21 protein-coding genes are annotated in these 26,372 nt (G+C 48.9%); 11 read left to right on the top strand and 10 right to left on the bottom strand.

Annotated elements, in window-relative coordinates:
- The first annotated feature begins 60 nt into the window (after positions 1–60).
- Together MTO69_RS18455 and MTO69_RS18450 are read left to right on the top strand one after the other, a co-directional pair.
- A complete protein-coding gene (locus MTO69_RS18455; protein WP_248334871.1) occupies positions 61–1,092 on the top strand; it encodes an NADP-dependent oxidoreductase in 1,032 nt (343 codons plus the stop codon).
- 9 nt (positions 1,093–1,101) lie between these two features.
- Complete coding sequence (locus MTO69_RS18450; RefSeq protein WP_248334870.1) at positions 1,102–1,719, top strand: glutathione S-transferase family protein; 618 nt, start codon at positions 1,102–1,104, stop codon at positions 1,717–1,719.
- A 279-nt stretch (positions 1,720–1,998) separates the two neighbouring features.
- Here the strand turns inward: MTO69_RS18450 and MTO69_RS18445 are convergent, their stop codons facing one another.
- Positions 1,999–2,877, bottom strand: coding sequence for an NAD(P)-dependent oxidoreductase (locus MTO69_RS18445; RefSeq protein WP_248334869.1), 879 nt, complete (start codon positions 2,875–2,877; stop codon positions 1,999–2,001).
- A 289-nt stretch (positions 2,878–3,166) separates the two neighbouring features.
- Here MTO69_RS18445 and MTO69_RS18440 point away from each other — a divergent pair, with 289 nt between their 5' ends.
- The 3 genes from MTO69_RS18440 (at position 3,167) to yghU (ending at position 6,393) form a co-directional block, all read left to right on the top strand.
- Positions 3,167–4,564: an alpha-amylase family protein gene (locus MTO69_RS18440; RefSeq protein ID WP_248334868.1), complete on the top strand. Its 1,398-nt coding sequence runs from the start codon at positions 3,167–3,169 to the stop codon at positions 4,562–4,564.
- 151 nt (positions 4,565–4,715) lie between these two features.
- Positions 4,716–5,366, top strand: a complete 651-nt coding sequence (locus MTO69_RS18435) for an HAD family hydrolase (protein WP_248334867.1) — start codon at positions 4,716–4,718, stop codon at positions 5,364–5,366.
- A gap of 166 nt (positions 5,367–5,532) precedes the next feature.
- Positions 5,533–6,393 (top strand): glutathione-dependent disulfide-bond oxidoreductase, encoded by an 861-nt coding sequence (gene yghU / locus MTO69_RS18430; RefSeq protein WP_248334866.1) that lies wholly within the window; start codon positions 5,533–5,535, stop codon positions 6,391–6,393.
- A 35-nt stretch (positions 6,394–6,428) separates the two neighbouring features.
- On the opposite strand, the gene MTO69_RS18425 is transcribed toward yghU, so the two are convergent.
- Both MTO69_RS18425 and MTO69_RS18420 read right to left on the bottom strand, forming a co-directional pair.
- Complete coding sequence (locus MTO69_RS18425; RefSeq protein ID WP_248334865.1) at positions 6,429–6,575, bottom strand: hypothetical protein; 147 nt, start codon at positions 6,573–6,575, stop codon at positions 6,429–6,431.
- An 85-nt stretch (positions 6,576–6,660) separates the two neighbouring features.
- Positions 6,661–7,590, bottom strand: coding sequence for an endonuclease/exonuclease/phosphatase family protein (locus tag MTO69_RS18420; protein WP_248334864.1), 930 nt, complete (start codon positions 7,588–7,590; stop codon positions 6,661–6,663).
- A 253-nt stretch (positions 7,591–7,843) separates the two neighbouring features.
- Between MTO69_RS18420 and MTO69_RS18415 the strand changes: the two genes are divergently transcribed.
- The 5 genes from MTO69_RS18415 to MTO69_RS18395 all read left to right on the top strand — a co-directional run bounded on the left by MTO69_RS18415 (position 7,844) and on the right by MTO69_RS18395 (position 16,018).
- A complete protein-coding gene (locus tag MTO69_RS18415; RefSeq protein ID WP_248334863.1) occupies positions 7,844–10,327 on the top strand; it encodes a bifunctional diguanylate cyclase/phosphodiesterase in 2,484 nt (827 codons plus the stop codon).
- 122 nt (positions 10,328–10,449) lie between these two features.
- A complete protein-coding gene (locus MTO69_RS18410) occupies positions 10,450–10,779 on the top strand; it encodes an EF-hand domain-containing protein (protein WP_248334862.1) in 330 nt (109 codons plus the stop codon).
- A gap of 168 nt (positions 10,780–10,947) precedes the next feature.
- Positions 10,948–11,607 (top strand): TetR/AcrR family transcriptional regulator, encoded by a 660-nt coding sequence (locus MTO69_RS18405; protein ID WP_248334861.1) that lies wholly within the window; start codon positions 10,948–10,950, stop codon positions 11,605–11,607.
- Entirely contained in the window at positions 11,604–12,917 is a 1,314-nt protein-coding gene (locus tag MTO69_RS18400; protein WP_248334860.1) for an efflux RND transporter periplasmic adaptor subunit, read from the top strand. Before MTO69_RS18405 ends, MTO69_RS18400 begins: the two co-directional genes overlap by 4 nt.
- The gene (locus tag MTO69_RS18395; RefSeq protein WP_248334859.1) at positions 12,917–16,018 is read left to right on the top strand and encodes an efflux RND transporter permease subunit; all 3,102 of its coding nucleotides are present in this window, start codon (positions 12,917–12,919) and stop codon (positions 16,016–16,018) included. Before MTO69_RS18400 ends, MTO69_RS18395 begins: the two co-directional genes overlap by 1 nt.
- 53 nt (positions 16,019–16,071) lie before the next feature.
- Here MTO69_RS18395 and MTO69_RS18390 read toward each other — a convergent pair whose 3' ends face one another.
- The 5 genes from MTO69_RS18390 to MTO69_RS18370 all read right to left on the bottom strand — a co-directional run bounded on the left by MTO69_RS18390 (position 16,072) and on the right by MTO69_RS18370 (position 23,958).
- The gene (locus tag MTO69_RS18390) at positions 16,072–19,197 is read right to left on the bottom strand and encodes an efflux RND transporter permease subunit (RefSeq protein ID WP_248334858.1); all 3,126 of its coding nucleotides are present in this window, start codon (positions 19,195–19,197) and stop codon (positions 16,072–16,074) included.
- Positions 19,198–19,200: 3 nt separating this feature from the next.
- Positions 19,201–20,352 carry an efflux RND transporter periplasmic adaptor subunit gene (locus MTO69_RS18385; protein ID WP_248334857.1) on the bottom strand — a complete coding sequence of 384 codons (1,152 nt, stop codon included), beginning with the start codon at positions 20,350–20,352 and terminating at the stop codon, positions 19,201–19,203.
- A gap of 478 nt (positions 20,353–20,830) precedes the next feature.
- Positions 20,831–21,439 carry a YitT family protein gene (locus tag MTO69_RS18380; RefSeq protein ID WP_248334856.1) on the bottom strand — a complete coding sequence of 203 codons (609 nt, stop codon included), beginning with the start codon at positions 21,437–21,439 and terminating at the stop codon, positions 20,831–20,833.
- Between the two features lie 154 nt (positions 21,440–21,593).
- On the bottom strand, positions 21,594–22,958 hold the full coding sequence (locus MTO69_RS18375) for a diguanylate cyclase domain-containing protein (protein WP_248334855.1): 1,365 nt from the start codon (positions 22,956–22,958) through the stop codon (positions 21,594–21,596).
- 4 nt (positions 22,959–22,962) lie between these two features.
- Positions 22,963–23,958 (bottom strand): ABC transporter substrate-binding protein, encoded by a 996-nt coding sequence (locus MTO69_RS18370; protein ID WP_248334854.1) that lies wholly within the window; start codon positions 23,956–23,958, stop codon positions 22,963–22,965.
- Between the two features lie 228 nt (positions 23,959–24,186).
- Here MTO69_RS18370 and MTO69_RS18365 point away from each other — a divergent pair, with 228 nt between their 5' ends.
- Complete coding sequence (locus MTO69_RS18365) at positions 24,187–24,897, top strand: SDR family oxidoreductase (protein ID WP_248334853.1); 711 nt, start codon at positions 24,187–24,189, stop codon at positions 24,895–24,897.
- An 11-nt stretch (positions 24,898–24,908) separates the two neighbouring features.
- On the opposite strand, the gene MTO69_RS18360 is transcribed toward MTO69_RS18365, so the two are convergent.
- Entirely contained in the window at positions 24,909–25,049 is a 141-nt protein-coding gene (locus MTO69_RS18360) for a DUF2256 domain-containing protein (protein ID WP_248334852.1), read from the bottom strand.
- On the bottom strand, positions 25,039–26,277 hold the full coding sequence (locus tag MTO69_RS18355) for an NADH:ubiquinone reductase (Na(+)-transporting) subunit B (protein ID WP_248334851.1): 1,239 nt from the start codon (positions 26,275–26,277) through the stop codon (positions 25,039–25,041). The genes MTO69_RS18360 and MTO69_RS18355 overlap by 11 nt, the downstream gene beginning before the upstream one ends.
- Positions 26,278–26,372: the final 95 nt, after the last annotated feature.

Raw genomic sequence — 26,372 nt, 5'->3', positions numbered from 1 at the left:
GCTACGACGGGATTTTTTAAAACCATAACTAGACGACTGGTCTAATAATAGGAAACAACCATGACAACGACGACAAACCGACGCATTGTATTGGCTTCAAGACCCGTAGGTGCACCAAAAGAGTCCGATTTCCGCCTAGAGAGCGTGGACAAACCGCAACCAGGCCAGGGTCAAATGCTACTGCGCTCGGTCTATCTTTCTCTCGATCCCTACATGCGCGGCCGAATGAGTGACGCCAAATCCTATGCCGAGCCTGTGGCACTTGATGAGGTCATGGTCGGTGGTACCGTGTGCCAAGTTGAGCAATCCAACCACGCAGACTTCGAAGTTGGCGAATGGGTACTGGCGTACACTGGCTGGCAAGATTACGGCCTCTCTGACGGCGAGGGCTTGATTAAACTAGGCAAGAACCCAAGCCACCCTTCTTACGCCTTGGGCGTGATGGGCATGCCGGGCTTTACCGCCTATATGGGATTGCTCGACATCGGTCAGCCAAAAGCAGGGGAAACGCTTGTAGTCGCAGCGGCCACAGGCGCGGTCGGTTCAATGGTTGGACAAATTGGCAAGCTTAAAGGCTGTAAAGTTGTCGGCATTGCTGGCGGCGAAGAGAAGTGCCAATTTGCAAAAGAGCAGCTCGGCTTTGACGAATGTATCGACCACAAGGCCGACGATTTCGCCGAGCAGCTAGCCAAAGCTTGCGACCAAGGAATTGATATCTACTTTGAGAACGTAGGTGGCAAAGTGTTTGACGCCGTGATGCCTCTACTCAACACCAGTGCGCGTATTCCGCTGTGTGGCCTGATTTCTCAATACAACGCGACCGCACTGCCTGAGGGTCCAGATCGTATGTCGATGTTGATGGGACAACTGTTGGTCAAACGCATTAAGATGCAAGGCTTCATCATTTTTGACGACTACGCGCACCGCTACAACGAGTTCGCCACCGACATGACTCAGTGGTTAGCACAAGGGAAAATTCACTACCGTGAACACCTGGTTGAAGGTTTTGAAAACGCGCCACAAGCCTTTATTGGTCTGCTTGAAGGGAAGAACTTCGGCAAATTGGTGGTACAAACCAATCAACCACTATAAGGAGTCAGCATGATTAAACTACATCACCTTAATCAATCTCGCTCAATGCGCATTATATGGTTACTTGAAGAGCTTGGCGTCGAGTACCAGATTGTGCCTTATAAGCGTGACAGCGTCTCCTTTTTAGCCCCGCCAGAACTGAAATCGGTGCACCCGCTGGGTAAATCACCGGTGATTGAAGAAGACGGACGTATTATCAGCGAATCTGGCGCCATCACCGAGTACTTGATTGAAAAATACGCACCAACTGAGCTCGCTCCAGAGAAGGAAAGCCCTGAGTACATCGACTACCTACAGTGGCTGCATTTTGCCGAAAGCTCTGCCATTTTACCGCTGCTGCTCAAAGTGTTCATCGCGAAAGATGGTGCGCCGACCAACTTTGTGGCGGATTATGCCGACGCAGAAATCAAAAAAGTGATGACTTACGTCAACGAGCGATTGGAAGGAAAAACCTACCTGGTAGAAGAGCGTTTAACCGGAGCGGACATCATGATGTCGTTTGTGTTTGATGTATTGACCAAGTTTGGCCTACTCGAGCACTACCCTAATATCGCCCAATATCAACAGCAACTGGCTCAACATCCGTGTTACCAAAAAGCACTGGAACTTGAAGTCAAATATGGCTGACAACACTAAGGGGAGCTGCATGCTCCCCTTTTTCATCACTTTGGCCTATCAAACTAATCCGAACAAGCGATTAGCCCCCCCTTACTCCCGTCCTATTCTCTCTAGTAACCCAGCACCTTGTGGCGAAAGCAACAAAGCTGCACTAAATTTAAAGAGCCCGCACAGATAAGTGCAAAGATGCATAATTATCGCTGCGGATGGAAGCCGATTAGAGAAGGAAAATGCGATGAGTGATTTCAACTTCTTCAAACTATTTGATACCAAAGAACTGTTTATCTTTTACTGATCCTTGGCCACGGCTTTGATCAGCACCGAGGTGTCCATTCGGCCTAACCCCTGTTGCTGGAGCTCTGCGTACTGTTGATCCACTTGCTGAGTCAGCGGTAGCGTCAAACCCACACGCTTCGCTTCATCAAGACAGAAGCCTAGGTCTTTGCGCATCCAATCAATGGCAAAGCCAAAATCAAACTGACCTTGCGACATAGTGATCGCGCGATTTTCCATTTGCCATGATCCGGCAGCGCCATGTTTGAGTGTCTCGACCACCTGCTCGATGTTTAATCCTGATTTCTCCGCCAGCAGCAGAGCTTCACTTAAGCCTTGTAAAATACCACCGATGCAAATTTGATTGACCATCTTACAGCGCTGTCCTTGGCCATTCTCACCCATCAAAGAGATCTGCTTGGCATACACGTCCATGACCGGACTGACCTTGTCGAACACCGCTTGCTCGCCGCCACACATGATAGTGAGCACACCATTTTCCGCACCCGCTTGTCCTCCAGAGACTGGAGCATCGACAAAAGCGTTGCCTTGCTTTTGCGCTGCCAATCCCAGTTCAACCGCTAGCTCAGCCGAAGTGGTGGTATGGTCGACAAGAATCGCCCCTGGTTTCAGCGCTGACAAAATTCCGTTTTCACCGTAAACCACACTGCGCACGTCGTCGTCGTTGCCGACACAAACAAAGACGATGTCAGCGTTCTCAGCGGCTTGCGCTGGCGTTTCACACGCTTGACCCTGATACTCTGCGGCCCATTGCTGAGCCTTAGCTTGAGTGCGGTTATACACCTTAGTGGCATACCCTGCTCGGCTCAAAAAACCCGCCATTGGATAGCCCATAACACCTAGGCCGATAAAAGCGACATTGTACTGACTCATATTCTTCCTTTATTTATCGATGTAGTAGTCCATTACTGTAGCACTAGATAGCCATTAATTTACAGTACGTTATAAACGTGATTGAGCGCGCGCTTTGTGTATGTAAACCACCACCCAAGCGGTTATTAGTACATTTATTAACCAGCTCACACAAACCACAATCGGGCTAACAGATTTTATATTTGCGTCCCTACCGATTGTGATCATGATTCCGCAGCCTTCTCTGACCGCTACACATCAAAACCAAGAAAAATATCATTTTGATGAATACCAATAACGAGAACATACTATGAAAAATATAATACGACTTTGTGCTGCCAGCGCTATCCTCACGGTGTCTCACGCCAGTTATGCCGACGCGATTTTACACGCGTTTAACTGGAAATATACCGATGTCACCGCCAATGCAAATCAAATTGCCGCAAATGGGTTTAAAAAAGTCCTCATTTCACCTGCAATGAAATCCAGCGGCAGTCAATGGTGGGCTCGCTATCAACCGCAAGACTTGCGTGTCATTGATTCTCCGCTCGGCAACAAACAAGATTTAGTCACGATGATCAATGCGCTCAACAGCGTTGGGGTCGACGTGTATGCTGACGTGGTGCTTAACCATATGGCTAACGAGTCATGGAAGCGCAGTGACTTAAACTACCCGGGTAGTGAGGTGCTCAACGACTATCAGTCCCGCAGTGCTTACTATCAAGGGCAAACACTTTTCGGCAATTTACAGGAGAACCTTTTTTCCGAGAATGATTTCCACCCAGCAGGCTGTATTACCAATTGGAATGATCCTGGCCATGTCCAGTATTGGCGCTTGTGCGGTGGGCAAGGCGATACTGGGCTACCGGATCTCGATCCTAATCAATGGGTTGTGAGTCAGCAGAAGAGTTACTTGAATGCACTAAAATCAATGGGAATCAAAGGGTTCCGTATCGATGCTGTCAAACATATGAGTCAATATCAAATAGACCAAGTGTTTACCCCAGACATTACCGCTGGTATGCATATATTCGGAGAAGTCATTACCAGTGGTGGTCAAGGTGATAGCGGCTATGAGGCTTTTCTTGCCCCTTATCTCAATAATACCGATCACGCCGCTTATGACTTCCCGCTTTTTGCATCGATTCGAGCCGCGTTTTCATTCTCTGGTGGGTTGAATCAGCTACACAACCCACAAGCCTATGGCCAAGCGTTGCAGGACTCACGCGCCATCACCTTTACGATTACCCACGACATACCAACCAATGACGGATTCCGCTACCAGATCATGGATCCAACCGATGAACAGCTCGCCTACGCCTACATCTTAGGTAAGGACGGAGGAACGCCACTTGTCTATAGTGATGATCTACCTGACAGCGAAGACAAAGATAGTGGTCGTTGGGCAAATGTGTGGCAAGACCCTAACATGATTAACATGCTTGCCTTCCACAACGCGATGCAAGGACAAAGCATGACTGTAATGGCTAGCGATCAATGTACCTTGCTATTTAAGCGTGGCAAGCAAGGCGTTGTCGGAATCAATAAATGTGGCGAGAGTAAGTCGGTAACTGTCGATACTTACCAGCATGAGTTTAACTGGTACACCCCGTATCAAGACGTTTTGAGCGGCGACATCACCACAGTGAGTTCTCGTTATCACCAATTTGCATTGCCAGCGCGCAGTGCAAGGATGTGGAAACTGTAAGCTAAACTTGGCCCGGCCAGTAGACTGGGCCAATCTTGCATTAGTTAAACCAATACACGGCATTGTTTTTTAAGTACATTCAATCATTTTTACTCTCAGTTACAACTGTGCCAGAATACTCGGCACTTTTGTTGTGGATAGAGTGGTACCTATGAAACCTCAAGCCGCTATCTTTGATATGGATGGCCTACTCCTCGATACAGAACGCCTCTGTATGCGCGTTTTCAAGCAAGCCTGTCAAACCGTTAATGTGCCTTTCTATGAAGAGACTTACCTGTCGATCATCGGTCGCAACTCTGCAGGGATCGAACCTATTTTTCGCCAAGCCTACGGCGACGACTATGAACGCGTTCAGCAAGAGTGGCGTACTCAATATGATAGCGTTGTCAAACATCAAGCGATTCCCGTTAAAGAGGGGGTAGTCGAGCTGCTTAAGTGGCTCAATGCGCAGCAAATCCCAGTTGCAGTGGCCACTTCAACCCATCGCGAGGTCGCCCAAGTGAAGCTCGAACTCGCCAACTTAAACCAATACTTCGCCCATCTCACCTGCGGCTGCGAAGTCAGTCATGGTAAACCCCACCCAGAAATCTATCTATTGGCGGCTTCAAGGCTTGGGGTCGACCCTAAACACTGCCTCGCTTTTGAAGACTCAAACAACGGCGTTCGCAGCGCGGTTGCTGCCAACATGGAAACGTTTCAGATCCCCGACTTGGTCGAGCCTTGCGATCAAGTCAAAGCGCTCGGGCATCACATTATGCCTTCGCTGCATGATGCACTTCACTACCTTAAGTCCCGCGCTTAACACCAACAGGTGCAGCACAAGCTGCACTTGTCTCAGCTTGGCATTATTCCCTTTGCTGTTGTTCCATAACCAAGCGTTCTAAATAAAACCCTCTCTAAGGGTTTAGATCGCACTCGCCTATCCCAATCTCTGATCATGCCGGACAATAACCAAAAAAGGATTCACAATGACAAACCAATATGTACCGCCAAAAGTATGGGTCAATAATGTCAGTGGCGGCAATAAGTGGGCCAACATCAATAGCCCAGAATCTGGCGCTCGCTACGAGCGAAAGCTGCCAGTGGGTGAGCATGCCCTGCAACTTTATTCGCTTGGCACGCCAAATGGGCAAAAGGTGACAATTATGCTGGAAGAGCTGCTTGCTCTTGGCATTAAAGAAGCCGAATACGATGCCTTTTTGATCAACATCGGTGAAGCAGATCAGTTCTCTTCTGGATTTGTTGAGCTCAATCCGAACTCTAAGATTCCTGTGTTACTCGACCGCAGCGGCGACGAGCCAGTGAATGTGTTTGAGTCTGCGTCTATCTTGGTTCACCTCGCTGAAAAATTCGGCCATTTTTTACCAAAAAGCGGCCCCGAACGAACGCAAACTTTTAACTGGTTATTCTGGGCACAAGGCTCTGCGCCATTTCTTGGCGGTGGTTTTGGTCATTTCTACGCTTACGCCGATGAGAAACAAGAGTACCCAATCAACCGCTTTGCAATGGAAGCCAAACGTCAGCTTGATGTGTTGGATAAGCAGCTAGCTAAACACCCTTACGTTGCGGGTGATCAGTACACCATCGCGGATATGGCAATCTGGCCATGGTACGGAAACTTGGTACTGGGCAAACTGTATGATGCCGCTGAGTTCTTACAAGTCGAGTCGTATACCCATGTTGTGCGCTGGGCTAAGCAAATCGAAGCGCGTCAAGGGGTTCAACGCGGGCGCATTGTAAACCGTTCATTTGGTGAAGAGTGGGAGCAACTTGCCGAGCGCCATTGCGCCGAAGATATCGACCAGGTTCTCGCGCGTAAACCTAAATAGGATAAAGCACACATCCTTGTGCTGGGTGTTCATGGCTAGATCCAAGCCATTGACAATAGCAAAAATGGTAACGCAAGCAGCGATGCCATTTTTGCTAACGCCAAACTCTCACGCAGTACGACTTCGCCTTTCGGTGAAGTTACATGCGCAGAGCAAGACGCCGCAGCGTGTGCACTGTACATAGTTCTGATCTCAATCAGAGTGATAGGGCTGCGTATTCTAACCAGTGCACCCTGACAACACAACCTGTCCTTCCACTGACTTCGCTTAGTAGCCCATCTCAGTCACAATCAGATTGTGGTCAGAGCCCTTAGGTAACTCGCGGCTCTCGCGTTGACAAATTTTTCTCCCGGTTTCCGTGGCTTTGAGCCATAGATGATCAATCGCTATCTTGAGAAAGCTCGGCATGTCAAAGGCTAGCGAATTGGGCCAACTAGCAACCGGTGCCGTCTGAAAGCTGGGCAATATTTTTCCAAAACGCAAGCTGACCGATGAAAGATTGAAGTCTCCAATCACCAGCAACTCATTACTCGGATAGATCTCAATCAGAGACTCGATAGTGCGAATAAGCGCATTGCGCCGATACCATAAAGCTTTGGTTCGCGGTGACGGTGGATGAGCGGCAATAAAATCGATGGCTTTTTGCGTATTGGGATACCATACTCCGCGGATTATCGCCTGTTGGTCGGGGGTCATATAAACCGACACCTGTTCAAGCGGAAAACGGCTTAGAATCATTTGGCTAGAGGGATAACCGACGCCCTCTTGACCACCGAAATAGTGGGGATAGACATCGTCGAGCATGTGCAGTTTATCCCCTACCTCGGGCGCGACCTCTTGCAGTACCACTAAATCATGAGGAGCAGAGAGCAAATAGTTGATAAAAGCGTTGATGTCTGGATTTTGGTAGTAAAGGTTATACTGGGCAATGGTGACCGGATTGACACAGTTGGCCACCAAACTTTGTTGCGTTTTCGGGCTAAGCAAGAAAAAAGCGCTGCAAAAGAGCGCGCACAGCACCGCTGGCGCCCATGCGCGCAGCGCCGCCATAAGTAGCATTAGCACTAAGTTCACAATAAGAAATAGCGCTGGAAAAGCCACCAAGTTTTCAATCCACCATGTGGCTTCATAAAAGGTCAACCCGACCCACAGCACAGTCGGGGTAAATACCATCAACCAAAGCAGTACACGCTTCACTCACCATCACCTTTTTACAATACTTTCATCAAGTATGGTTGAAAATACCCAGTGGCAAGAAAAACACGCGATCAACAAAACAATGACTAAGCTTTTCTATCTCAAAAATAAGACGCCGCTTCAAATTTATGCAAAAAGCAGCTTGCGAGACTCAAATTTTCACTTTTATCGACCAAAAGCTAATATGAGTGTAATAAAGTAATCCATCATTATAACTAGAACAAATACTTATTTGCCTGATGCGCGGAGCTCTATGACCACGTTAACCGACAAGAAGCTACTCAATCTCATCACCTACGCCCCAGCGTTAATTGTCGCGATTTTCACATTGGTTTGGGTCGCAATTGCGACGAGAGATCAGCTGCTTAGCTCACAGCAAGAGCTACTTTCGCTCAGGGAAGATTCAGAGCAGCGCCAATATGTCACGCTGACCAATCGCGTCGAGTACGTTCAGCAGCAAATTGCTCATGCCAGAGCTCAAACCGAGCAACAGTTAGAAAGCACCATTCAAGCGCGCATTTATGAAGCACACAACATCGCGACCCGCCTCTACGAGAGTAACAAAGACAAATCAGAAGCCGAAGTCACTCAGTTGATTACCGACGCGCTGCGTGATATCCGTTTTAACAACGGCAGAGGCTACTTTTTTATCTATAAGACCGATGGTCTCAGTGTCATGCACCCGCTATTGCCGCGCGTTGAAGGAACATCACTGTGGGATTTTAAAGATGTGCGAGGCAGCTACATCGTTCGCGAAATGGGAGAAGTCGTCAAAGCCCAAGGTGAGGCATTTTATCGCTGGTGGTTTGTTAAACCCGACAACAAAAACAAAGAGTTTGAGAAAATCGGTTTTGGTAAGTACTTCGAACCCTACGATTGGTTTATTGGTACTGGCGACTATGTGGTTGACGTAGAGAATGACATCAAGCAAACCGTGCTTGGTTGGTTAACCAATCTGCGTTTTGGCGATTATGGCTATGTGTTCGTGCTTGATAGAGATGGCACGATATTATCGCATGTCAATCCCAATTTACTCGGTGAGAATGCCCTCAATGTGGGGAGTGAAGCCAATATTGAAGGTGCCAAAGCTTTGATGTCGGCGAATGAAGAGTTTGTTCGCTATATTGCCCCCTCAGGTCCACCAGAGCTAGAAAACCTAGCCAAGACTAGTTACGTCATTCAAGACCAAAGTTGGGGCTGGAGCATTGGCGCCGGCGTCTATGACGAGCTCAGTCAGCGCTTTATCGCTCAGCGCGAAGAAGCGCTGAAAGATGAGCAGCAACAAAGCCTGCAACAAATGGTCATTATTGGTCTGAGTACCACCTTGTTTGTCGGCATTTTCTCTATCGCCTTGAGCCGCATGATCGCGCAAAGGTTCAAACGCTTTGAGCGTAGGATCAATCAAGACTTCTCCAGCCTACAAACCACCAAAGACCAACTGGAATACCTTGCCAGTCATGATGAACTGACCGGTTTGCCCAATCGTTCCAAGTTGCATCAGAAGATCGCCCAAGGCATCGCATACTCCACCGAGCACTGTCAGCAGTTGGCGGTCATGTTTGTTGACTTAGATGACTTTAAAAAGGTCAACGACCTTTATGGCCACAGCGCGGGTGACCGGCTCTTGAGTGAAATAGGACATAAGTTTGAAAGTTTTATGGGGCCAAATGATTTTGTTGCTCGATTCGGTGGTGATGAGTTTATCTTCTGCTTTGCTGGCTTGAACAATATCGGCGAAACACAAAGCAAGGTGGAAGACATCAAGAGCGTATTCAAGCAACAATTTGTCATTGATGGCAAAGTGCTGTTCGCCAGTTGCTCGATTGGTGTGTCTATGTTCCCCAATGATGGTGACGATCCTGAACAGCTGATCTCCAAAGCCGACATCGTGCTTTATAAGTCTAAAGCGCGTCAGAAAGGCGATGTCCTGTTTTTCGATTCCTCGATCAACAAACAAGTGCAGTATGACTTTATGCTCGAGCGTGAATTAAGAGGCGCAATAGAGCGTGGTGAACTGTCACTGGTTTATCAGCCGCAGGTCTATGCGGGCTCAGGCGAGCTCTACGGCGTTGAAGCTCTACTACGCTGGCACAACCGTCAATTGGGTCATGTTTCTCCGTTGGAGTTTATTACTCTGGCGGAAGAAATTGGCTTAATTGGGGAACTGGGCCAATTTGTACTGGATCGCGCTTGTGAAGAATTCAGCCGCCTGTTCCCTTCTCCAGATTGCACTACCATGCTGTCGGTAAATATCTCACCAGTGCAACTGATGAGCGCTGGGTTTACCCGTCAGCTCAGTACCATAGTTGCCAAGCACAATCTGCCGACTCATCGCATCACGCTAGAAATCACCGAGAATGTGCTGATCAGTGATTTGCCTAAGGCAGGGCCGATTATCAGCCAATTGAAGGAACTCGGGTTTACCATCTCTCTTGATGATTTCGGTACCGGATACTCTTCTCTGAGCTACCTCAGCAGCTTGCCACTAGACGAACTCAAAGTGGACCGAGTCTTTGTTGATAAAATGGTGACATCTGAACACAGTGATTCGTTAGTTAAAGCCATTCTCGCCATCGCTAAGTCGGCGCAAATGCGTGTGGTCGCCGAAGGGGTAGAAACCGAGGCGCAAAAAAGCGTGTTAGAGAGCTATGGCTGCGACGTACTACAAGGCTTCTTAATTGAACGCCCGATCACCATAGATCAACTGACTGCAAAATATCGCCCAACTCAAGAGTGAGGACATTTTTGTCTTAGCAGTGAGAGTCGACTGGCTCTTCTCTGCATCTTTACATAACCTTACATTTATCATGGTTACTGGGTTGTATAATTATAGTGAGCCCCAAGTCATCGGAGGATGCCATGAACCGTTATATCGTCTCAGCGATGCTCACTCTGGTTGTGTTTTCGTTACCTTTTGCCCTACTCGCAAAAGGAAACGGACCGATGAGCATGCAACAACCCCCCCTCTTTTCCGATATCGACCTAAATCAAGACGGCGTGATCACTCAGCAAGAGTTCGCTGACTTTCAGCAAGCGAAAAAGCAAGCACGCCAAGCCGAAGGTCGATTGATGAAAAACAGTAACCAAAGTGAATTGATGTTTGAGCGCATCGACACTAACCAAGATCAACTCATTGACGAGCAAGAATTTCAGTCTCATCGCGGCATGATGAGACGTTCAAATTCCTAATCCAACTGATGAGGCGCGATTCGCGCCTCTTTACGCTTCAAAACAGAGATTTGTGACATCGCACCAATTAATTATCCACTTGATTAAATATCGGTTAATTATTGTCATATCGCGCTATGAGGCAGCCCACTATAATTAATCATCCGATTAATTTTTTGAGGAGGCCGTGTGACACCATCTAACCGTAAGGCGGGACGCCCCAGCGCGACCATCGATGTGCGCGAGCAACTGATTCATCACGCCAGAGAGCTGTTTACTGTGATGCCCTATGACAAGGTGTCGACTCGGCTGGTCGCCACACGTGCAGGCGTCAATGCCGCGATGATTCGTTACTACTTTGGCTCTAAAGAGGGCTTGTTCGAAACCATGCTCCGCGAAACGCTGGCGCCGATGAAGCGTCAGATGCAAATCCTGCTCAAAGAGAGCTCGCAGCAGAACTTTATCGAGCTAATGAAAACCTACTACCGCGAGATGATTAAGGTGCCGCAGTTTCCGCGTTTGGTCGCGCAAGTGATGCATATGAACCCCTCTGAAACCCAAAGGAAATTGCTTGAAAAGGTCTTTGTCGACATCACTCAGCCGATGCAACATGTGATGTTTGAGCGATTGGTCAGCAGCGGCATTTTACGCGCTGATGCGGACCCAAGCCTTTGCCGAGTGTCATACATCAGCTTGATGGTTTTTCCATTCATTGCGCCACCCGCGCTGCTCGCCATCCACGGCATCGAACTCAATGAGCGCTTTTTAACCCAACTTCTCGAACACAATATTAATTTGATGAAGCATGGATTTCTTCAAACTCACGACAATCAGGACGCATCACAATGAAAATCAATAGAAAACTGCTATTTTTCCCAGCGCTCGCCGTTGGGGTATTGGTACTGGTGATGGCGGTTAAACTCAAACCCGATCTGCCCGTCAAACCTGCGGGAGACCGCGCCCGTTTGGTGGATACCATGCCCCTTGAACTGCGCGCCATCGCACCTGTCGCGATCGGATTTGGCAAAATCACACCAAAAGTTGAGTGGGAAGCGATTGCTGAAGTGACAGGCAAGGTGGTTTATCGCCACCCAAAACTGGAAAAAGGCCAAATGCTTAAAGCGGGAACTGAGATCCTGCGCATCGACCCGCTCGACTATGAACTCAAACTGGTGCAAGCCCAGGCAGATTACAAGTCGGCTCAAACCTCTTTGGCTAAGCTGTTTCAAGAACAAGCCAACCTAAAACAGACATTGAGTATTGAACGCAGCCGTTTGGAGATCGCCAATAAAGAGCTAGAACGCAAAACCAACCTGCGAAAAAAAGGCTTAACCTCTCAATCAGATGTTGACCAGCAGCAGCAAAGCGCCCTGTCGCAACGCAAGCTGGTGCAGGACATTGAAAACCAGATCGCCCTAATCCCGGATGAGAAGCGCGTCGCCGAAGCACTGGTTAAAGTCAATGCTTCCAAAGTCAGTGAAGCAGAGCGCTCGCTGAATAAAACCATTATCACACTGCCCTATGATTTGCGCATCGCTCATGTCGATATCGAGCAGGATCAAGTGGTCAACCTGCAGCAAACCATGGTCACCGCCCACGGCATCAATATGATGGAGGTCGAAGCGCAGCTATCCATACATGACATGCAGACTCTAGCTTCAAGTATTGGCGAAATTCATCGCGATGAATCCGGAATCCCTCAACCGAATATGACCTTTATCGATGCGAGCATTGAGCTGAGCAGTGGCAACCTTCAAGCAAGTTGGCCAGCAAAAGTGAGCCGCATCAGTGAAACAGTCGACCCGAGCCAAGCGACGGCTGGGGTGATTCTGGAAATAGAGCAAGACTATCGTCAACTCAACCCGGCTGACGCGCCTCCATTGGTCAATGGCATGTTTGTGCGAGCAGTCATTGAAGGACAATCCAACCCTAGCTGGGTGATCCCTGAGCGCGCTCTACACGGTGACAAAATTTATCTGATGACCGAAGACAACACCTTAGCAATAAAGCCAGTACAGGTTTTGTATCGTCGTGATAATCAAGTGGTCATCGACGGCGAATTTGAACAAGGTCAACGCTTGATCCTCAACGACTTGCTGCCTGCTATCGAAGGTATGTCGCTTAAACAGTCTGAGCGTACTGCACAGGAGTCATTGTAATGATTCGATTTTTCGCCAAGCATCCCACCGCCGCCAACTTATTGATGCTGACTCTGCTGCTATTGGGGATCACTTCACTGCCTAATATCAAACGCGAAACTTTTCCTGAGTTTGACCCTCCGTACATCATGGCAGGCGTCGTCTATCCTGGCGCATCACCGCAAGAAGTTGAGGAGAGTTTATGTGTACGCATGGAAGATGCCGTTGATGGGTTGGCCAACATAGAAGAAACCCAATGTGAAGCGATCGAAGGCTCGGCTCGCCTGATCCTAAAGCTGAATGAAAAAGCCGATATTGGTCGTATGTTGGTCGACGTTCAAACGCAGATCAATTCAATCAATGACTTTCCTCAACAAATTGAGTCTCCCGTGGTTCAAGAGTTGGATTGGAATGAACCTGTCGTTGATGTTGCCATTACCGCCGACACCTCTTGGCCCGAGCTAAAAGCCTACGCAGAACAACTTAAGCGTACGTTAAAGCTTGATTATGATGTCTCTTTGGTGGATGTGGCGGGCTTTTCCGACCACCAATATCGCGTTGAGCTCGATACTCAAGCGATTCGCCAACTTGGATTAAGTGTGGTTGATATCGCTGATCAAATTGGACGACAAAACATCAAACTGCCTAGTGGTAATGTGGAAACGCCAGATAAAAACTTTCTGATTCGTTTCGATGAGCGCCGCACCACACCGCAGCAACTGGAGAGCATCGTGGTTGCCTCGGGTGCCAATGGGTCGTTGATTCGTCTAAAAGACATCGCCACCATCACCGACCGATTTGAGTTAGACGAACAGAAAGTCCTGTTTGATGGCCACCCGTCCGCACTGCTTAAAGTAAGCAAAAACAAAGAAGATGATGCACTGAGAATCAAGGATCGCGTGGCTCAATTCGTTACCGACCAGCAAGCGATTGCTCCTGCCGGCGTGAAACTTGAGCTAACCAACGACCTGTCGTCAGTACTTTGGGACCGCCTGACAATGATGGTGCGCAACGGCTGGCAAGGTATCGTATTGGTATTTGCCACCATGTGGTTATTCTTCACGCTGCGCTACTCATTTTGGGTGGCGGCGGGACTACCCGTTGCCTTCCTAGGTGGCCTATTTTTGATGGCGCAACTGGGCCTATCCATTAACATCATGTCCCTCGTCGGCTTGCTGATGGCGATTGGGATTATGATGGACGATGCCATTGTAATCGCAGAGTCGATCGCCGCCCATCTCGACCGGGGAGAGGATATCGATAATGCAGTGATTAAAGGGGTCAAGAAAGTTCTGCCCGGGGTAATTTCCTCTTTCCTCACTACCGTGTGTATTTTTGGTAGCTTGCTGTTCTTGCAAGGTGAAATGGGAGCAGTACTTAAAGCCGTCCCTCAGGTATTGATCTTAGTGCTGACGCTAAGCCTAGTCGAAGCCTTTCTGATTCTACCTAACCATCTATCCCATTCACTGCACAAAGAAAAGCGCGACAAACCAAGTGCCAAATTTAAGCAAGCCCTACTTACTCGCTTCGAGCATTTTCGTAACACTCGCCTGGTCAACGGCGTCGAGCGAGTGGTGGCGTATCGCTACGCGTTTTTGGGTAGCGTTTTGGCCTTACTGCTCATCTCAATTGCCACTATTGCTGGGGGACTGCTTAAGTTTCAGCCCTTCCCAGAGTTAGATGGCGACATTGCCGAAGCGCGGATTATTTTGCCGCCAGGTTCGTCGCTTTCCCAAACCGAAGCCGTGGTGGATCACATCGTCGCTTCAGCGCACAAGCTTGGCGCAGAGCGGACACAGCAGTTCGAAAACGGCACGCCGCTGATTGAGCATGTGACCAGTCAGTTTAATGCCAATGCGGATGCCAATGAATCTGGCCCTCATATCGCCACGGTTCGCCTTGACCTGCTTGGCGCTGAGAGTCGAAACACCATCATCGATGAGTTTATCGCCGCTTGGCGTGAGGACGTCGGTGAGCTGGCAGACCCGATATCTTTGGTCTTTAAGCAGCCGACCATGGGCCCTGGTGGCCGAGCGATAGAGATTCGAGCCAAACATGACGATCTGGACGCCTTAAAAGCCGCTTCCATTGACATTCAGCAATATCTCAATGAGTTTGATGGGGTGCACGGCGTGCTCGATGATATGCGCATGGGTAAGGAAGAAGTGTTGGTAAAACTTCGCCCCGGCGCCGAGAGTTACGGGGTGAATGGTCAGTTGATAGCGAATCAACTTCGCGCGGCATTTTTCGGTCAAACTGCAGACGAAATCCAAGTGGGGGTTGAGAATATTTCGATTGAAGTGCGCCTTAACAAAGTGCAAGCGGGTGACTTACAGCAGTTGGCAAACTTTCCGATTATCCTGCCCGATGGCAGTCAACTGCCACTGGCCACCATCGCGACCCTCGACTTTCAACGAAACTACGTGCGTATTCAACGCATCGACGGCTTACGTACCATCAGTGTGTTTGGCGATATCGACAATACCAAAGCCAATTCCACCGCTATCATTGCCCAGTTTCAAAACCAAGAAGCGCCAAAGCTGATGGCCAAGTATCCAGGTTTACGCTTTGATTTTGAGGGCGAAGCGAAAGATACCGCAGAGACAGGTGCTTCGATGGGTAAAGGATTTCTGCTCGGGCTATTTGGTGTGTTTGCGATCTTAAGCTATCAGTTCCGCAGCTATTTGGAACCTTTTGTGGTGATGCTTGCCATTCCGCTCGCCTTTATCGGTGTTGTGTGGGGGCATATTCTGCTTGGGCACTCGCTCAGCATGCCAAGTATGATGGGCTTTGTCTCATTGGCAGGGATCGTGGTCAACGACTCGATATTGTTGGTGCAATACATACGTCACCACGTTGATGAGGGCGATAGCGTGCATGACTCTGTGGTGAAAGCCAGCCGCGAGCGCTTTAGAGCGGTATTCCTCACCTCGATGACCACCGCCGCAGGCTTGTTGCCACTGCTTACAGAGACCAGTCTACAAGCTCAAGTCATTCAGCCATTGGTGATTTCTATCGTGTTTGGCATTTTCGCCTCAACCTTGCTGGTACTGTTTATGATCCCTGCAGCCTACGCGGTGTTGGCTGATTTTGGGCTAGTGCGCAAACACCAACAAATATAGCCGCGACTCGGCTACACTCACAAAAAAAGCGGGCTTGACGCCCGCTTTGCCATTTATACAGAAGAGTGCGCTGTGCTATTGCGCCTTGGCAGCCAATGCTTAAGCTTGCCAAATAGCGCCTTGATATCCTCAAGAATAAGGTACAAACACGGCACTAAGACCAAGGTAAGCAAGGTCGCAAACAAGACCGCAAAGCCCAAAGCCACTGCCATTGGAATCACAAAACGTGCCTGCAAGCTGGTTTCAAACATAATTGGCAACACCCCAACAAACGTGGTAATCGATGTTAAGGTGATCGCTCTGAAGCGGGCACAACCCGCCTCAATCACCGCCTGTTTAATGCCTACCCCTTCGCGCCGAACTTGATTGACGTAATCAGTCATCACCAGTGAGTCATTAACCACCACACCAGCGGCCGCTATCAGACCAAAGGTCGACATCATGCTCAGGTCGAGTCCAAACCAATAGTGTCCCCATATCGCCCCTGTCAAACTAAACGGGATCACCGACATAATAATCAGTGGCTGCGTATAGCTTTTTAGTGGCACCGCCAACAGGATATACACCAAGATCATACCAGCGACAAAGAAGATGATCTGCTCATTTTGCTGAGCTTGCTGCTCTTCAATCGTGCCGCCCAACTCGCTCTTCACACCCGGATAATCCGCCAAAATATCGGGAATGATTTCGTCGGAAACACGCTCGACAATGGCATTCGGCTCCACCAGCTCTTCATCAATCGAGCCGTAAACATAAACGCTGCGATACCCCTGCTCACGGCGAATACTGCTCACACCCGGTTTTTGGTCAATCTCAACCACGTCGCCGAGCATCACTTTCTTGCCCTCCGGGGTTGTGATCACTGCGTAACGCAGCGAAGAGAAGGCTTCACGGGTCAGCTTTGGATAGCGCACCATGACTTTAACTTCTTCACCGTCACGCAGCACCCGCTCCGCCTCGCCACCATAGAAACTGCCGCCCACTTGAGTGGCAATATCAAACAGGTCTAGCCCTAGGTTATAGGCAACTGGCGCCAGCGAGAGCTGTACCTCTTGGCTACCTGAGTCAATCGAGGAAGAGATATCGAACAACCCTCGCTGCTGTTGCAATGCGACGATGAGCGCTCTACCAGCACTATTGAGCGAGTCGATGTCTGAGCCATAAAGCAAGAAACCAAACTCATCGCCTTTGCCGTCATCGTTGACGTTGTCCGAGACAGTAAATGTCTTCATCCCGGGAATGGTCGGAATACGTTCACGCCAGCGTCTCGCCAGTTCAAAAGTGTCAAACGGACGCAACTCTTCGTCAACCAGCGGAATCACCAACGAGCCCTCTTTGCGTCCTTGGCTGAAGGTCAGAATGTCGCGTACCATCTTTTGCCCGGTCTGTTGCTCGATCTCCTGGTCGACCTCAAGCACGGTTGATTCGATAAGCTTCAGCGCTTCAATGGTCTGCTGGCTTGAGATATTGTCATTCATCACTAGTTTAATGTTCGGAAAGTCATGCGGCACTTTGGGCGATGGCACAATACGTACGTAGTTGGCCAACACCAACGACACGCTAATGGTCAAAAGCGCCACGAAACCGGCCAGCACACTCCAACGCCAATGGGTACACCACTCGATAAAGCGCTTGTAAGGGCCATTGATAAAGCGGAAGAAGCGTGTATTGAAACGTTCGCGCCAACTGCCCTGCTTGATCGGGTCAAACTTAGAGTGCGCAAGGTGCGCCGGAAGAATCAATTTAGATTCAATCAAACTAAACAGCAGACAAAGAATAACGATAGAGGCAATACCAAAGAAAAAGGCACGCTCTATCCCTTTTGACATCAAAAATGGCGCGAATACCGCCATGGTAGTCAATACCCCAAAGGTGGCTGGCGTTGCTACTCGTTTCACGCCACGCACCACGTTTTCAACCCCGCCACCTTTTTTCTCTATCTCACTGTAGGCACTCTCACCGATGACGATCGCATCATCCACCACGATGCCCAGCACCATGATAAACGCAAACAGCGAGACGATATTGATACTCACGCCAATCGCAGGCATCAGCATCACGGCACCAAGGAAACAGACCGGTAGCCCGATCATCACCCACATCGCCAACTTAACTCGTAAGAACAAACTTAGCATCAGCGCCACTAACACCGCACCTTGCAGTAAGTTCTTCAACATCATGTCGAGACGAGCGTTGAGATAGTAGGTCATGTCGACCAAGGTTTTAATTTGCAGATCGCTCGGCAGCGCCTGGTTTTTCTGCGCAATGTAGGCTTTGACCGACTCGGCCACCGCGACCATGTTTTGATCTTTGGTCGCCTTCACCGATAGATAGATGGCATTTTGCCCTGAATACTTAAAGTAACGATCTTCTTCGGTAAATCCGTCTTTGATGGTCGCAATGTCTTGGAGAAGCACTTTGCCGCCATTGGCCCCGATTTTAACCGGGATGTCGCGAAACTCTTCGCCGCGGTAATATTGGTTTTCGATCCGCACCGAGATCATGCCGGCGTTGGTTCTCACCTCTCCTGCTGAATAGTTAGCGGAATAACGCTGAATGGCGTTGACCACATCATTAAGCGTTAAGCTGTATTTTTGTAGCATTCGAGGCTCAACCTCAATCGCAATCTCGTAGTCAGGCGCGCCCAAATCGACTAACGCGACGTTGCCCAGTTGCAGCAACTCGTTTTCAATCTGCTTGGCAATCGGCTTGAGTTCCAGTAGATCCCGATCGCCCACCAGCGCCATTTCGATAACATCTTGCCGAAATTCATACTGATAAACTTGAATCGGTTCCATACCCGCAGGTAGATTGGAGACGGAATCAATCTTCTGCTTTACCTTGACCAGCACATCGTCAATGTCTTCATCCACATCAATCTCAAGCTCGATGTTGCCACTGCCACGATAAGCGCTAGAAATCGCCTGTTTAATCCCCGTCACATCCTTGAGCGACTCTTCAAGCTTGATCAGGATGCTCTCTTCCACCTCTTGTGGAGAAGCGCCCGGATACTGAGCACTCACATTGATGTAGTTCACTTCAATATTGGGAAACATCTGGCGCTGAATAAAGAAGAAACTCACCGTGCCCACTATCAGCACAAATACCATCAACAAGTTGGCCGCGACCGGGTTGTTGGCAAAATAGGCAATTAAGCCTGTCTGTTTAGTCTGTTCCATCTGTTAATCCTGGGCGTGTTGCTCGCTGTCCGTATGATTGATCGTGACTTCTAGTCCTTGCTGAGGGTATTCGGGCACCGTAAGGACGATTTGGTCGTCATCTTGCAAACCTTGATTGATCAACATGAACTCTTTTTCGGCGCGCAGCACATTGACCGTTCGTGGTTCAAGTTGGTTGTCTTGGTTTACCACCCAAACTTGGCGATTGTTGACCAACTCTTGTGGCAAGCGATAGATATGCTTGAGTTCCTTACCGCTAAACTGAACTTCAACGTAGGAGCCAAATTGCATTGGAGGTTGCTCACTATCGATAGCGTAAGGATTATCGACTCGCACCACTAAACTGGTCATGCGCGTGCTACTGTCTACGATACCGAGATCCCTATCAATCGAGCCATCACGCTGAGTTGCCGTGATTCCACGTTGAATAACGCGAGCGGGTTGGCCAACAAAACTCACCGGCAGAAACTCGCTGTCAAAGCCGGCGATTGGGATGTGCACCTCGCCCGCTTCGACATTATTTAGCGTCGCGACATGACTCCCAGCGGAAATAAACTGGCCAACACCAATCGATTTTTCAACCACTAAAGCATCATAGGGAGCCACAACTTGGCAGTTTTCAAGATCTCGTTTGGCGCGTTTTAACGCCGCTTGAGCGGATTTCAACTGCGCCTGAGCGCTGAGTAATTGTGGCTTACGCAGATACAAATCCGTCACTTGCTGTTTTGGCAAGTTACGCGCCTGACGCTTGGCGACTTCGGCGCGCGCACGCTCTTCGATAAGTGCTGCTTGGGCCACCGCTAACTCCGCCTCTGCTTGCAGCACCGCTGCCTGATAGTTGTCACTTTCGAGGGTAAACAGCACCTCGCCACGCTTGACCACCCCTCCAACAACAAAGTTGGGGTGCCAGCTGGTGACTTCCCCCGACACTTGAGCCGAAAGCTGCGTCACTTCAACCGGCTTTAACTCGCCATGACCGGTTATGACAACGCGATGGTCGCTTGATTGTGCTTGAATCACTTGCACCGATGGCGGCGCTTTAGGTGGTTTGTTGTCGAGAGGCTCAGGTGCGCTTGAAGCAATCGCCGCGTAACCTCCGTAAGCCCCAGCTAAAATCAACAACGGCAGTAGCCAACGTAACGGCTTGATCATCATGTGAATTCCTTATCCGTTTGTCATTATTTAAATAATCTTCAAAAATCAGAACGTTATTATGGTTGTTATACGTGTGAACAGAGCTTGGACACCAATATGCGCAGAACTATCCATTGTCACGATGACTTTTATATGAATCCTGTATGGATTCTCAAGTGCGATGCGCCATCAACACTCTGATTGAAGACAAAACGGTTCAGCAAGAATGATTCCAAAAATAAAACCAATCCTTTCAGGCACTTAAATCCATACTACGAAAAAACCATCAATAAGCATGGTGAATATCTCCTACCTTTGGCGAATTACGCCTAATTGATAGCTTGATTACTATTTTGTTTACTTTGACGTTCGGTTTATGGCCATCCCGCACGGGCATCGTCAATCTGGCGTTTCATTTTCTAATGCAGTGGTAGATCTTTAATCGATGACTCAACCATAAAAAAAGGCTTAGCCGATTTGGCTAAGCCTTTATTATTGATTAAGCGGTGGTGGGTTGGGGTTGATAGCGACCCGGCTTGTGGTTCATCGCCAGTATCAGATTGGTTGCTACCGCGCCCATCACTGACAGCAGAATGATCGAGATATCGACAATAAATAGCGACAAGATCACAATAGTGCAATCCAGTGCCATCTGCACTTTGCCGGCTCGAATACCAAATCGCTCTTGTAAAAACAGCGCCAGAATATTAAAGCCACCCAGGCTCATCTTATGGCGAAAGATCACCAGCATACCAATGCCTATCATGCCTCCACCAAGTAACGCCGCATAGAATGGGTCGATGCGCGCTATCTCAATCACATGGTGGAGGTGGTCAACCGCGAAGGATACGATGGTTACCGCCACAAAGGTGTTGAGGGTAAAACGCCAGCCCATGCGCGTTACCGATAGAATGTAGAACGGCAGGTTAAGGGCAAAAAAGATCTGACCAAAGCTGAAATCACTGATTTTGGTTAGAAAAATCGCCAGACCAGCGGTTCCACCGGTCAACAAACCCACTTTGTTGAAAAAGATAACGCCCAGAGAAACCAAGGCACTACCGAGTAATAGCGCGAGCAAATTTTCGCGCAAGCTATGTTCTTTATCCATTGTAGACTTCCTATCCCTTTGCGATCCGCGAAATAGGCGCAGATCAAACCCGCATAAGATGTCGATTATTGATATTGATGTCGAGAGGGGGCAGAAAATACCCGTGATAAAGCAGTGTTAACTAATTTTTACACTGTTGTTTTTTGACTGGGGGTTAATGTTTGCTGCCATGTAAGCTAACAACATTAATATCGTCGGCTGGCGACTCACTGTCCAACTGATCCTCTACTGGTTCGCGCGGTTGCTCTTTGGCTCGATACATGGCTTCATCGGCCAAGCTCATTAGGGTCTCTTTGTTCTTACTGTCATCGGGATAGTAGCTTACGCCAATACTGGCGCTCACTTGCAAGCTGCGATCATTGAAATGGATTGGTTGATGAATCGCACTCTGGATTTGCTCCACCTTGCGCGCCACTATATCGAAGTTGTTCAACAAATCGAGACAAACCACAAATTCATCACCGCCCAAGCGCCCAACAAAGTCAGACTCTCGAATACACTCTTCGAGCCGCTGCGCTACTGTTGTCAGCACCAGATCGCCCGCATTGTGGCCGTAGGTATCATTAACTTGTTTAAAGCCGTCGAGATCTAAGAACATGATCGCCAGTTTACGCTGGGTTCGATTGGCCTTGACCAAAGAGCTCTCGACTTGTTTATCGAATGCGCGTCGATTCATTAAGTTGGTGAGTGGGTCGTGTTCAGACAGAAACAGCAGTTGCTCTTGCTTGCTTTGCAGTTGTTTGGTTTGACGTTTCACCTCCTCTTCCAACTCTTTCTTGGTGACTGTCGATTGACGCAATGAGACCGTCATTTGATTGAAGAAGCTAGAGATCACTTTGAACTCACTGTCCATTTTCACCTCTTCTACCTTGGTATCAAGCTGACCACTGGCAAGGTTTAATATTGCTTTTTTGATCGCCCCGGCGCCAGATTTAAAGCGGAACAAAATCAGCCAAGCCACGCCACTGACCAAGAGTGAACAAGCGATCAACCAAACGGCGGCAGTGCGCATAACCTGCTGGAGGCCAAGAGTATTGTTGTTTAGAACCTGCTTGTGAATGTATGCCAGCTCCTCGGTCATATTTTGTACGATCATGTTGTAGCGAGATTGAAGCAATACTCTGGTATCGAGCGCATTGTTGAGGGCTGGGTTGTCACCCTGCGCGCGTCCAAAGAAAAGTGATTTCTCTTGCTCAAGTAGGTTAAGAAGACCGGCGTTCATGCGCAGCAGGTTGTCTAGTTGAATGTCTGCGTGTTTGTAGGCGGTCAACTTAGTGTCTAGCTCGGCTTGCGCCATTTCAACTTGCTCTAGGCTGGCTTTATCACGAAACTGCATAAACGCCCATAGTTGACTACGCAGTAAATCAACGGCTAATTGCAGCTCTATCACTTGATCCAGTTCGACCTTGGTAGATTTGTGTTCGGCATGGATTTTGGAGAACGACACGACAATAAACAGAGTCAACAACATGGTGGTCGTTGATAAAACAAACATCTTCTTAAACATCGAATCAAGCATGATGTCAGTTCCTCTCTGCGAGCATTTGTTGATAAGGGTGGGAGTAAAACACTCGCCTAAAATCCGGTGGCGATTTACTGACCAAGCCGCTATCAATTGCCCAGCGTGCTTGCAGTTGTAGGTTTGATAACAGTGAGTTACCCAGAGATAAGCGGAACACGTAGTCATCCCATGACCAGTCGATTTGTTCAACGGGCACCTCGAGGCGTTGGGAGAGTAAAGTCATGGTTTGATCAGGGTGGGCCTTTATCCAATCAATCGCGTCTTGTAGTGCTTGCAGCAGTCGGGTCGGCTCATCGCCCGCAAACTCGAGATGGGACGGTCTTGAAATAAGATTGAACGACAGTTGATAAACTCCTTCAATCCCTAGATTGTGCACACGCGCAACCGACAGCAGGTCAACTTGAAACCCCATCGGCTCCCATGCCGAAATCGCATCCACATTGTAAGCCAATAGCGCCGGAACCAACTCTTTTGGTTGCAGATACACTTTCTCAACCCTAAGGTCACGCAGGTTGCTTCCAATTAACACCGAGTCAAAATAGAATTCGCTGGCGGAGCCTTTTATCACGCCTACCCTCTTGCCCTCGAGTTGTGCCACACGTGAGATTTTAGAAGGCACCAAACTCAACAGTTTCAGGTCGTTGTCTGACTCAACAAAACTCGCTAACAGCAAGATATCATCCCGCTGAAAGCTTTTGAACATCACCACAGATTCCGAGGCCGTAGCGTAGTCGACATCGCTGCTGAGCATAAGATCCGCGCAACTCACACCGCTTGAGCACGGCAACAAACTGACATTCAACCCATACTGCTTAAATAGCCCCATTTGATCAGCGACGAAAAAAGGCGCAGAGAGCGGGGTTAATGAGACGCCTATTTTCGTTTCATCGACCAGATCCTCAGTGCGTATCTTATGCTGATAAAACAGCAGTGCAGAGACAGTCAACACTAGGATGACCATCCCTGAAGCCCAATGTTTTTTTAACCAAACCTGCATTCAGCGCGCCCATAAATACGAAACTTTGCTCATATAAATTTAGACCACTATTCGCCAAGCTGGTATCAATCGAGGTTCTGCTGACGTAATGAAGGGGATCAACAACAAGAACCATGCGCTTGATCACACTGTTGCAGCCCATTTGACAACTTCACGCTGGTTTTACGTACCTAGTCACATTGAAAAGCAATTTCGCTACTCGCATTCAAAAAAGACTGAGATCCGATCATGAAAATTTTAGTTATCGGTGCCAGCGGTGGTATCGGCGCAGCCATTGTTACGCATTGTCAGCATCGCTTTCCAAACGCTGAATTACATACCACCTACTGCTCAACACCACCGCAGCCTAGCGCCTCGCCCAATCTCGTGTGGCATCAGCTCGATGCGAGCTGCGAAACGTCTGTCGCTAACTTGAGCCAAACGTTTACCGAGCTAGACTGGATCATTAACTGTGTTGGTTTTCTGCACGATGGCGACAAAGGACCGGAGAAAAACCTCAGTAGTGTCGATACCCACTTCTTCTACCAAAACTTCAACCGCAACACGCTTCCGACCTTGTTGCTGGCCAAGTACTTCTCGACGTCACTTAAGAAAAGCAACGCGCCTAAACTTGCCTGTCTATCGGCGAAAGTCGGCAGTATCAGCGACAATCGTTTAGGAGGCTGGTATAGCTACCGCGCCTCGAAAGCAGCGCTCAACATGATCATTAAGACCATTGCCATAGAATGGAGTCGAACAATGCGAAAAGGGGTGATTCTTGCCCTGCACCCAGGCACAACCGACACTCAGCTCTCCAAACCTTTCCAAGCCAACGTGCCGCCAGGCAAGTTGTTCTCCCCAAAAAAAGTTGCTGAAGACTTGGTCGCCATTATCGAGCGCAGCACGCCCAACAACAGCGGCCGCTTTTACAGCTACAGTGGCGAAGAGCTGCCATGGTAACAGCGGGCTATTTAACGCTTGCTACGACACCGTTTCGAACAGTATTTCACCTCTTCCCAACAACTTTGCCATTTCTTTCTCCAAGTGAATGGACGCTGACAGGCAGCACATACCTTCTCAGGCAGGTGCTGCTTTTTGACTTTACTTGGCATAGCGCGATTGACGACGAGTGATGTTGGCCTCTTTGACCGCATGGTCGAACAGTGGCGCGAACAAATTGGCAAACAGAATCGCGAGCATAATGCCCTCAGGGTAAGCTGGATTGAGCACGCGTATTCCAACCGTCATCACCCCAATTAAAAAGCCATACGCCCACTTACCCTTATTGGTAAACGCGGCAGACACTGGGTCCGTTGCCATAAAGAAGGCACCAAATGCCACCCCACCCAAAACGAAATGCCAGTAGAAAGGCATAGAGAACATCGGGTTAGTGTTAGAGCCTATAGAGTTGAGTAGCATAGAAGAAACAAGCAACCCAGCCAGTACGCCAACAACGATGCGCCACGAGGCAATGCGCATTGCGATCAATACCGACCCGCAGAGCACAATCAATAGCGTCGACACTTCGCCCATCGAACCTGGCATCTGACCGAGGAACGCTTCCCCCCAGCTTAGCGCTTGACCTGTGGAATGATTGATAAGGTTGGACACGCCCCCCTCATACCATTGGCTCAAAGGCGTCGCCCCGGAATAGCCATCGGCGGCAACCCAAACACTAGCGCCGGACATATTCGCAGGATAAGCAAAGTAGAGAAACGCACGCCCCGCCAATGCAGGATTGAGGAAGTTGCGTCCCGTACCACCGAATATCTCTTTGGCCACCACGATACCAAAACTGATACCAAGCGCCGCTTGCCACAGTGGGATCGTCGGCGGCAATGTGAGTGAAAACAGCACGGAACTGACAAAGAACCCTTCGTTGATTTCGTGTTTGCGTACCGTCGCAAACAGCACTTCCCAAAAGGCGCCGACCACAAATACCGTGGCGTAGACAGGTACAAAATAACAAGCCCCCAACCACATCTTGTCCACCCAGTTGGCGTTTAGCACTGCTTCACCACTTGCGAACACCAGATCGAGTCGCCAGGATTGCTCAATATTGGCTGCGATCTGCTCTAGTGAAAAGCTACTCATCGCCAACACGGGTTGGTTACCTATGTTGTACATTCCCCAAAACATCAGCGGAAAAGTAGCTAACCAGACCATGATCATAATCCGCTTTAGATCGATGCTGTCTCTGACGTGGGTTTGCCCTTTATTGACCATTCCCGGGGTATAAAATATCGTGGCGACCGCTTCGTAAAGAGGATAAAAAGTTTGGTACCGACCACCAGATTCAAAGTGAGGGGCGAGTTTTTCAAGCCGTTTCTTTAACGTCATGTAACCACCTTGTCGTTTATGATTAATGGATTTTTCTTCTCTTTTTTTACGTGAATACGCGCGATTTTGACCAAAGACAGCGGCAAAATTTCACG

The sequence above is a fragment of the Vibrio sinaloensis genome (assembly GCF_023195835.1).
GTDB classification, from domain to species: Bacteria; Pseudomonadota; Gammaproteobacteria; order Enterobacterales; family Vibrionaceae; genus Vibrio; species Vibrio sinaloensis_C.
Note: the sequence above shows the minus strand (reverse complement) of the source record. Positions and strands in the feature narration are given on the sequence as shown.

Coding starts and splice junctions, on each gene's coding strand:
- MTO69_RS18400 (WP_248334860.1), top strand. CDS start 11,604: ATGAAAATCAATAGAAAACTGCTATTTTTCCCAGCGCTCGCCGTTGGG.
- MTO69_RS18370 (WP_248334854.1), bottom strand. CDS start 23,958: ATGCAGGTTTGGTTAAAAAAACATTGGGCTTCAGGGATGGTCATCCTA.
- MTO69_RS18435 (WP_248334867.1), top strand. CDS start 4,716: ATGAAACCTCAAGCCGCTATCTTTGATATGGATGGCCTACTCCTCGAT.
- yghU (WP_248334866.1), top strand. CDS start 5,533: ATGACAAACCAATATGTACCGCCAAAAGTATGGGTCAATAATGTCAGT.
- MTO69_RS18385 (WP_248334857.1), bottom strand. CDS start 20,352: ATGATGATCAAGCCGTTACGTTGGCTACTGCCGTTGTTGATTTTAGCT.
- MTO69_RS18395 (WP_248334859.1), top strand. CDS start 12,917: ATGATTCGATTTTTCGCCAAGCATCCCACCGCCGCCAACTTATTGATG.
- MTO69_RS18415 (WP_248334863.1), top strand. CDS start 7,844: ATGACCACGTTAACCGACAAGAAGCTACTCAATCTCATCACCTACGCC.
- MTO69_RS18375 (WP_248334855.1), bottom strand. CDS start 22,958: ATGCTTGATTCGATGTTTAAGAAGATGTTTGTTTTATCAACGACCACC.
- MTO69_RS18410 (WP_248334862.1), top strand. CDS start 10,450: ATGAACCGTTATATCGTCTCAGCGATGCTCACTCTGGTTGTGTTTTCG.
- MTO69_RS18365 (WP_248334853.1), top strand. CDS start 24,187: ATGAAAATTTTAGTTATCGGTGCCAGCGGTGGTATCGGCGCAGCCATT.
- MTO69_RS18455 (WP_248334871.1), top strand. CDS start 61: ATGACAACGACGACAAACCGACGCATTGTATTGGCTTCAAGACCCGTA.
- MTO69_RS18360 (WP_248334852.1), bottom strand. CDS start 25,049: ATGCCAAGTAAAGTCAAAAAGCAGCACCTGCCTGAGAAGGTATGTGCT.
- MTO69_RS18390 (WP_248334858.1), bottom strand. CDS start 19,197: ATGGAACAGACTAAACAGACAGGCTTAATTGCCTATTTTGCCAACAAC.
- MTO69_RS18450 (WP_248334870.1), top strand. CDS start 1,102: ATGATTAAACTACATCACCTTAATCAATCTCGCTCAATGCGCATTATA.
- MTO69_RS18425 (WP_248334865.1), bottom strand. CDS start 6,575: ATGTACAGTGCACACGCTGCGGCGTCTTGCTCTGCGCATGTAACTTCA.
- MTO69_RS18380 (WP_248334856.1), bottom strand. CDS start 21,439: ATGGATAAAGAACATAGCTTGCGCGAAAATTTGCTCGCGCTATTACTC.
- MTO69_RS18440 (WP_248334868.1), top strand. CDS start 3,167: ATGAAAAATATAATACGACTTTGTGCTGCCAGCGCTATCCTCACGGTG.
- MTO69_RS18445 (WP_248334869.1), bottom strand. CDS start 2,877: ATGAGTCAGTACAATGTCGCTTTTATCGGCCTAGGTGTTATGGGCTAT.
- MTO69_RS18355 (WP_248334851.1), bottom strand. CDS start 26,277: ATGACGTTAAAGAAACGGCTTGAAAAACTCGCCCCTCACTTTGAATCT.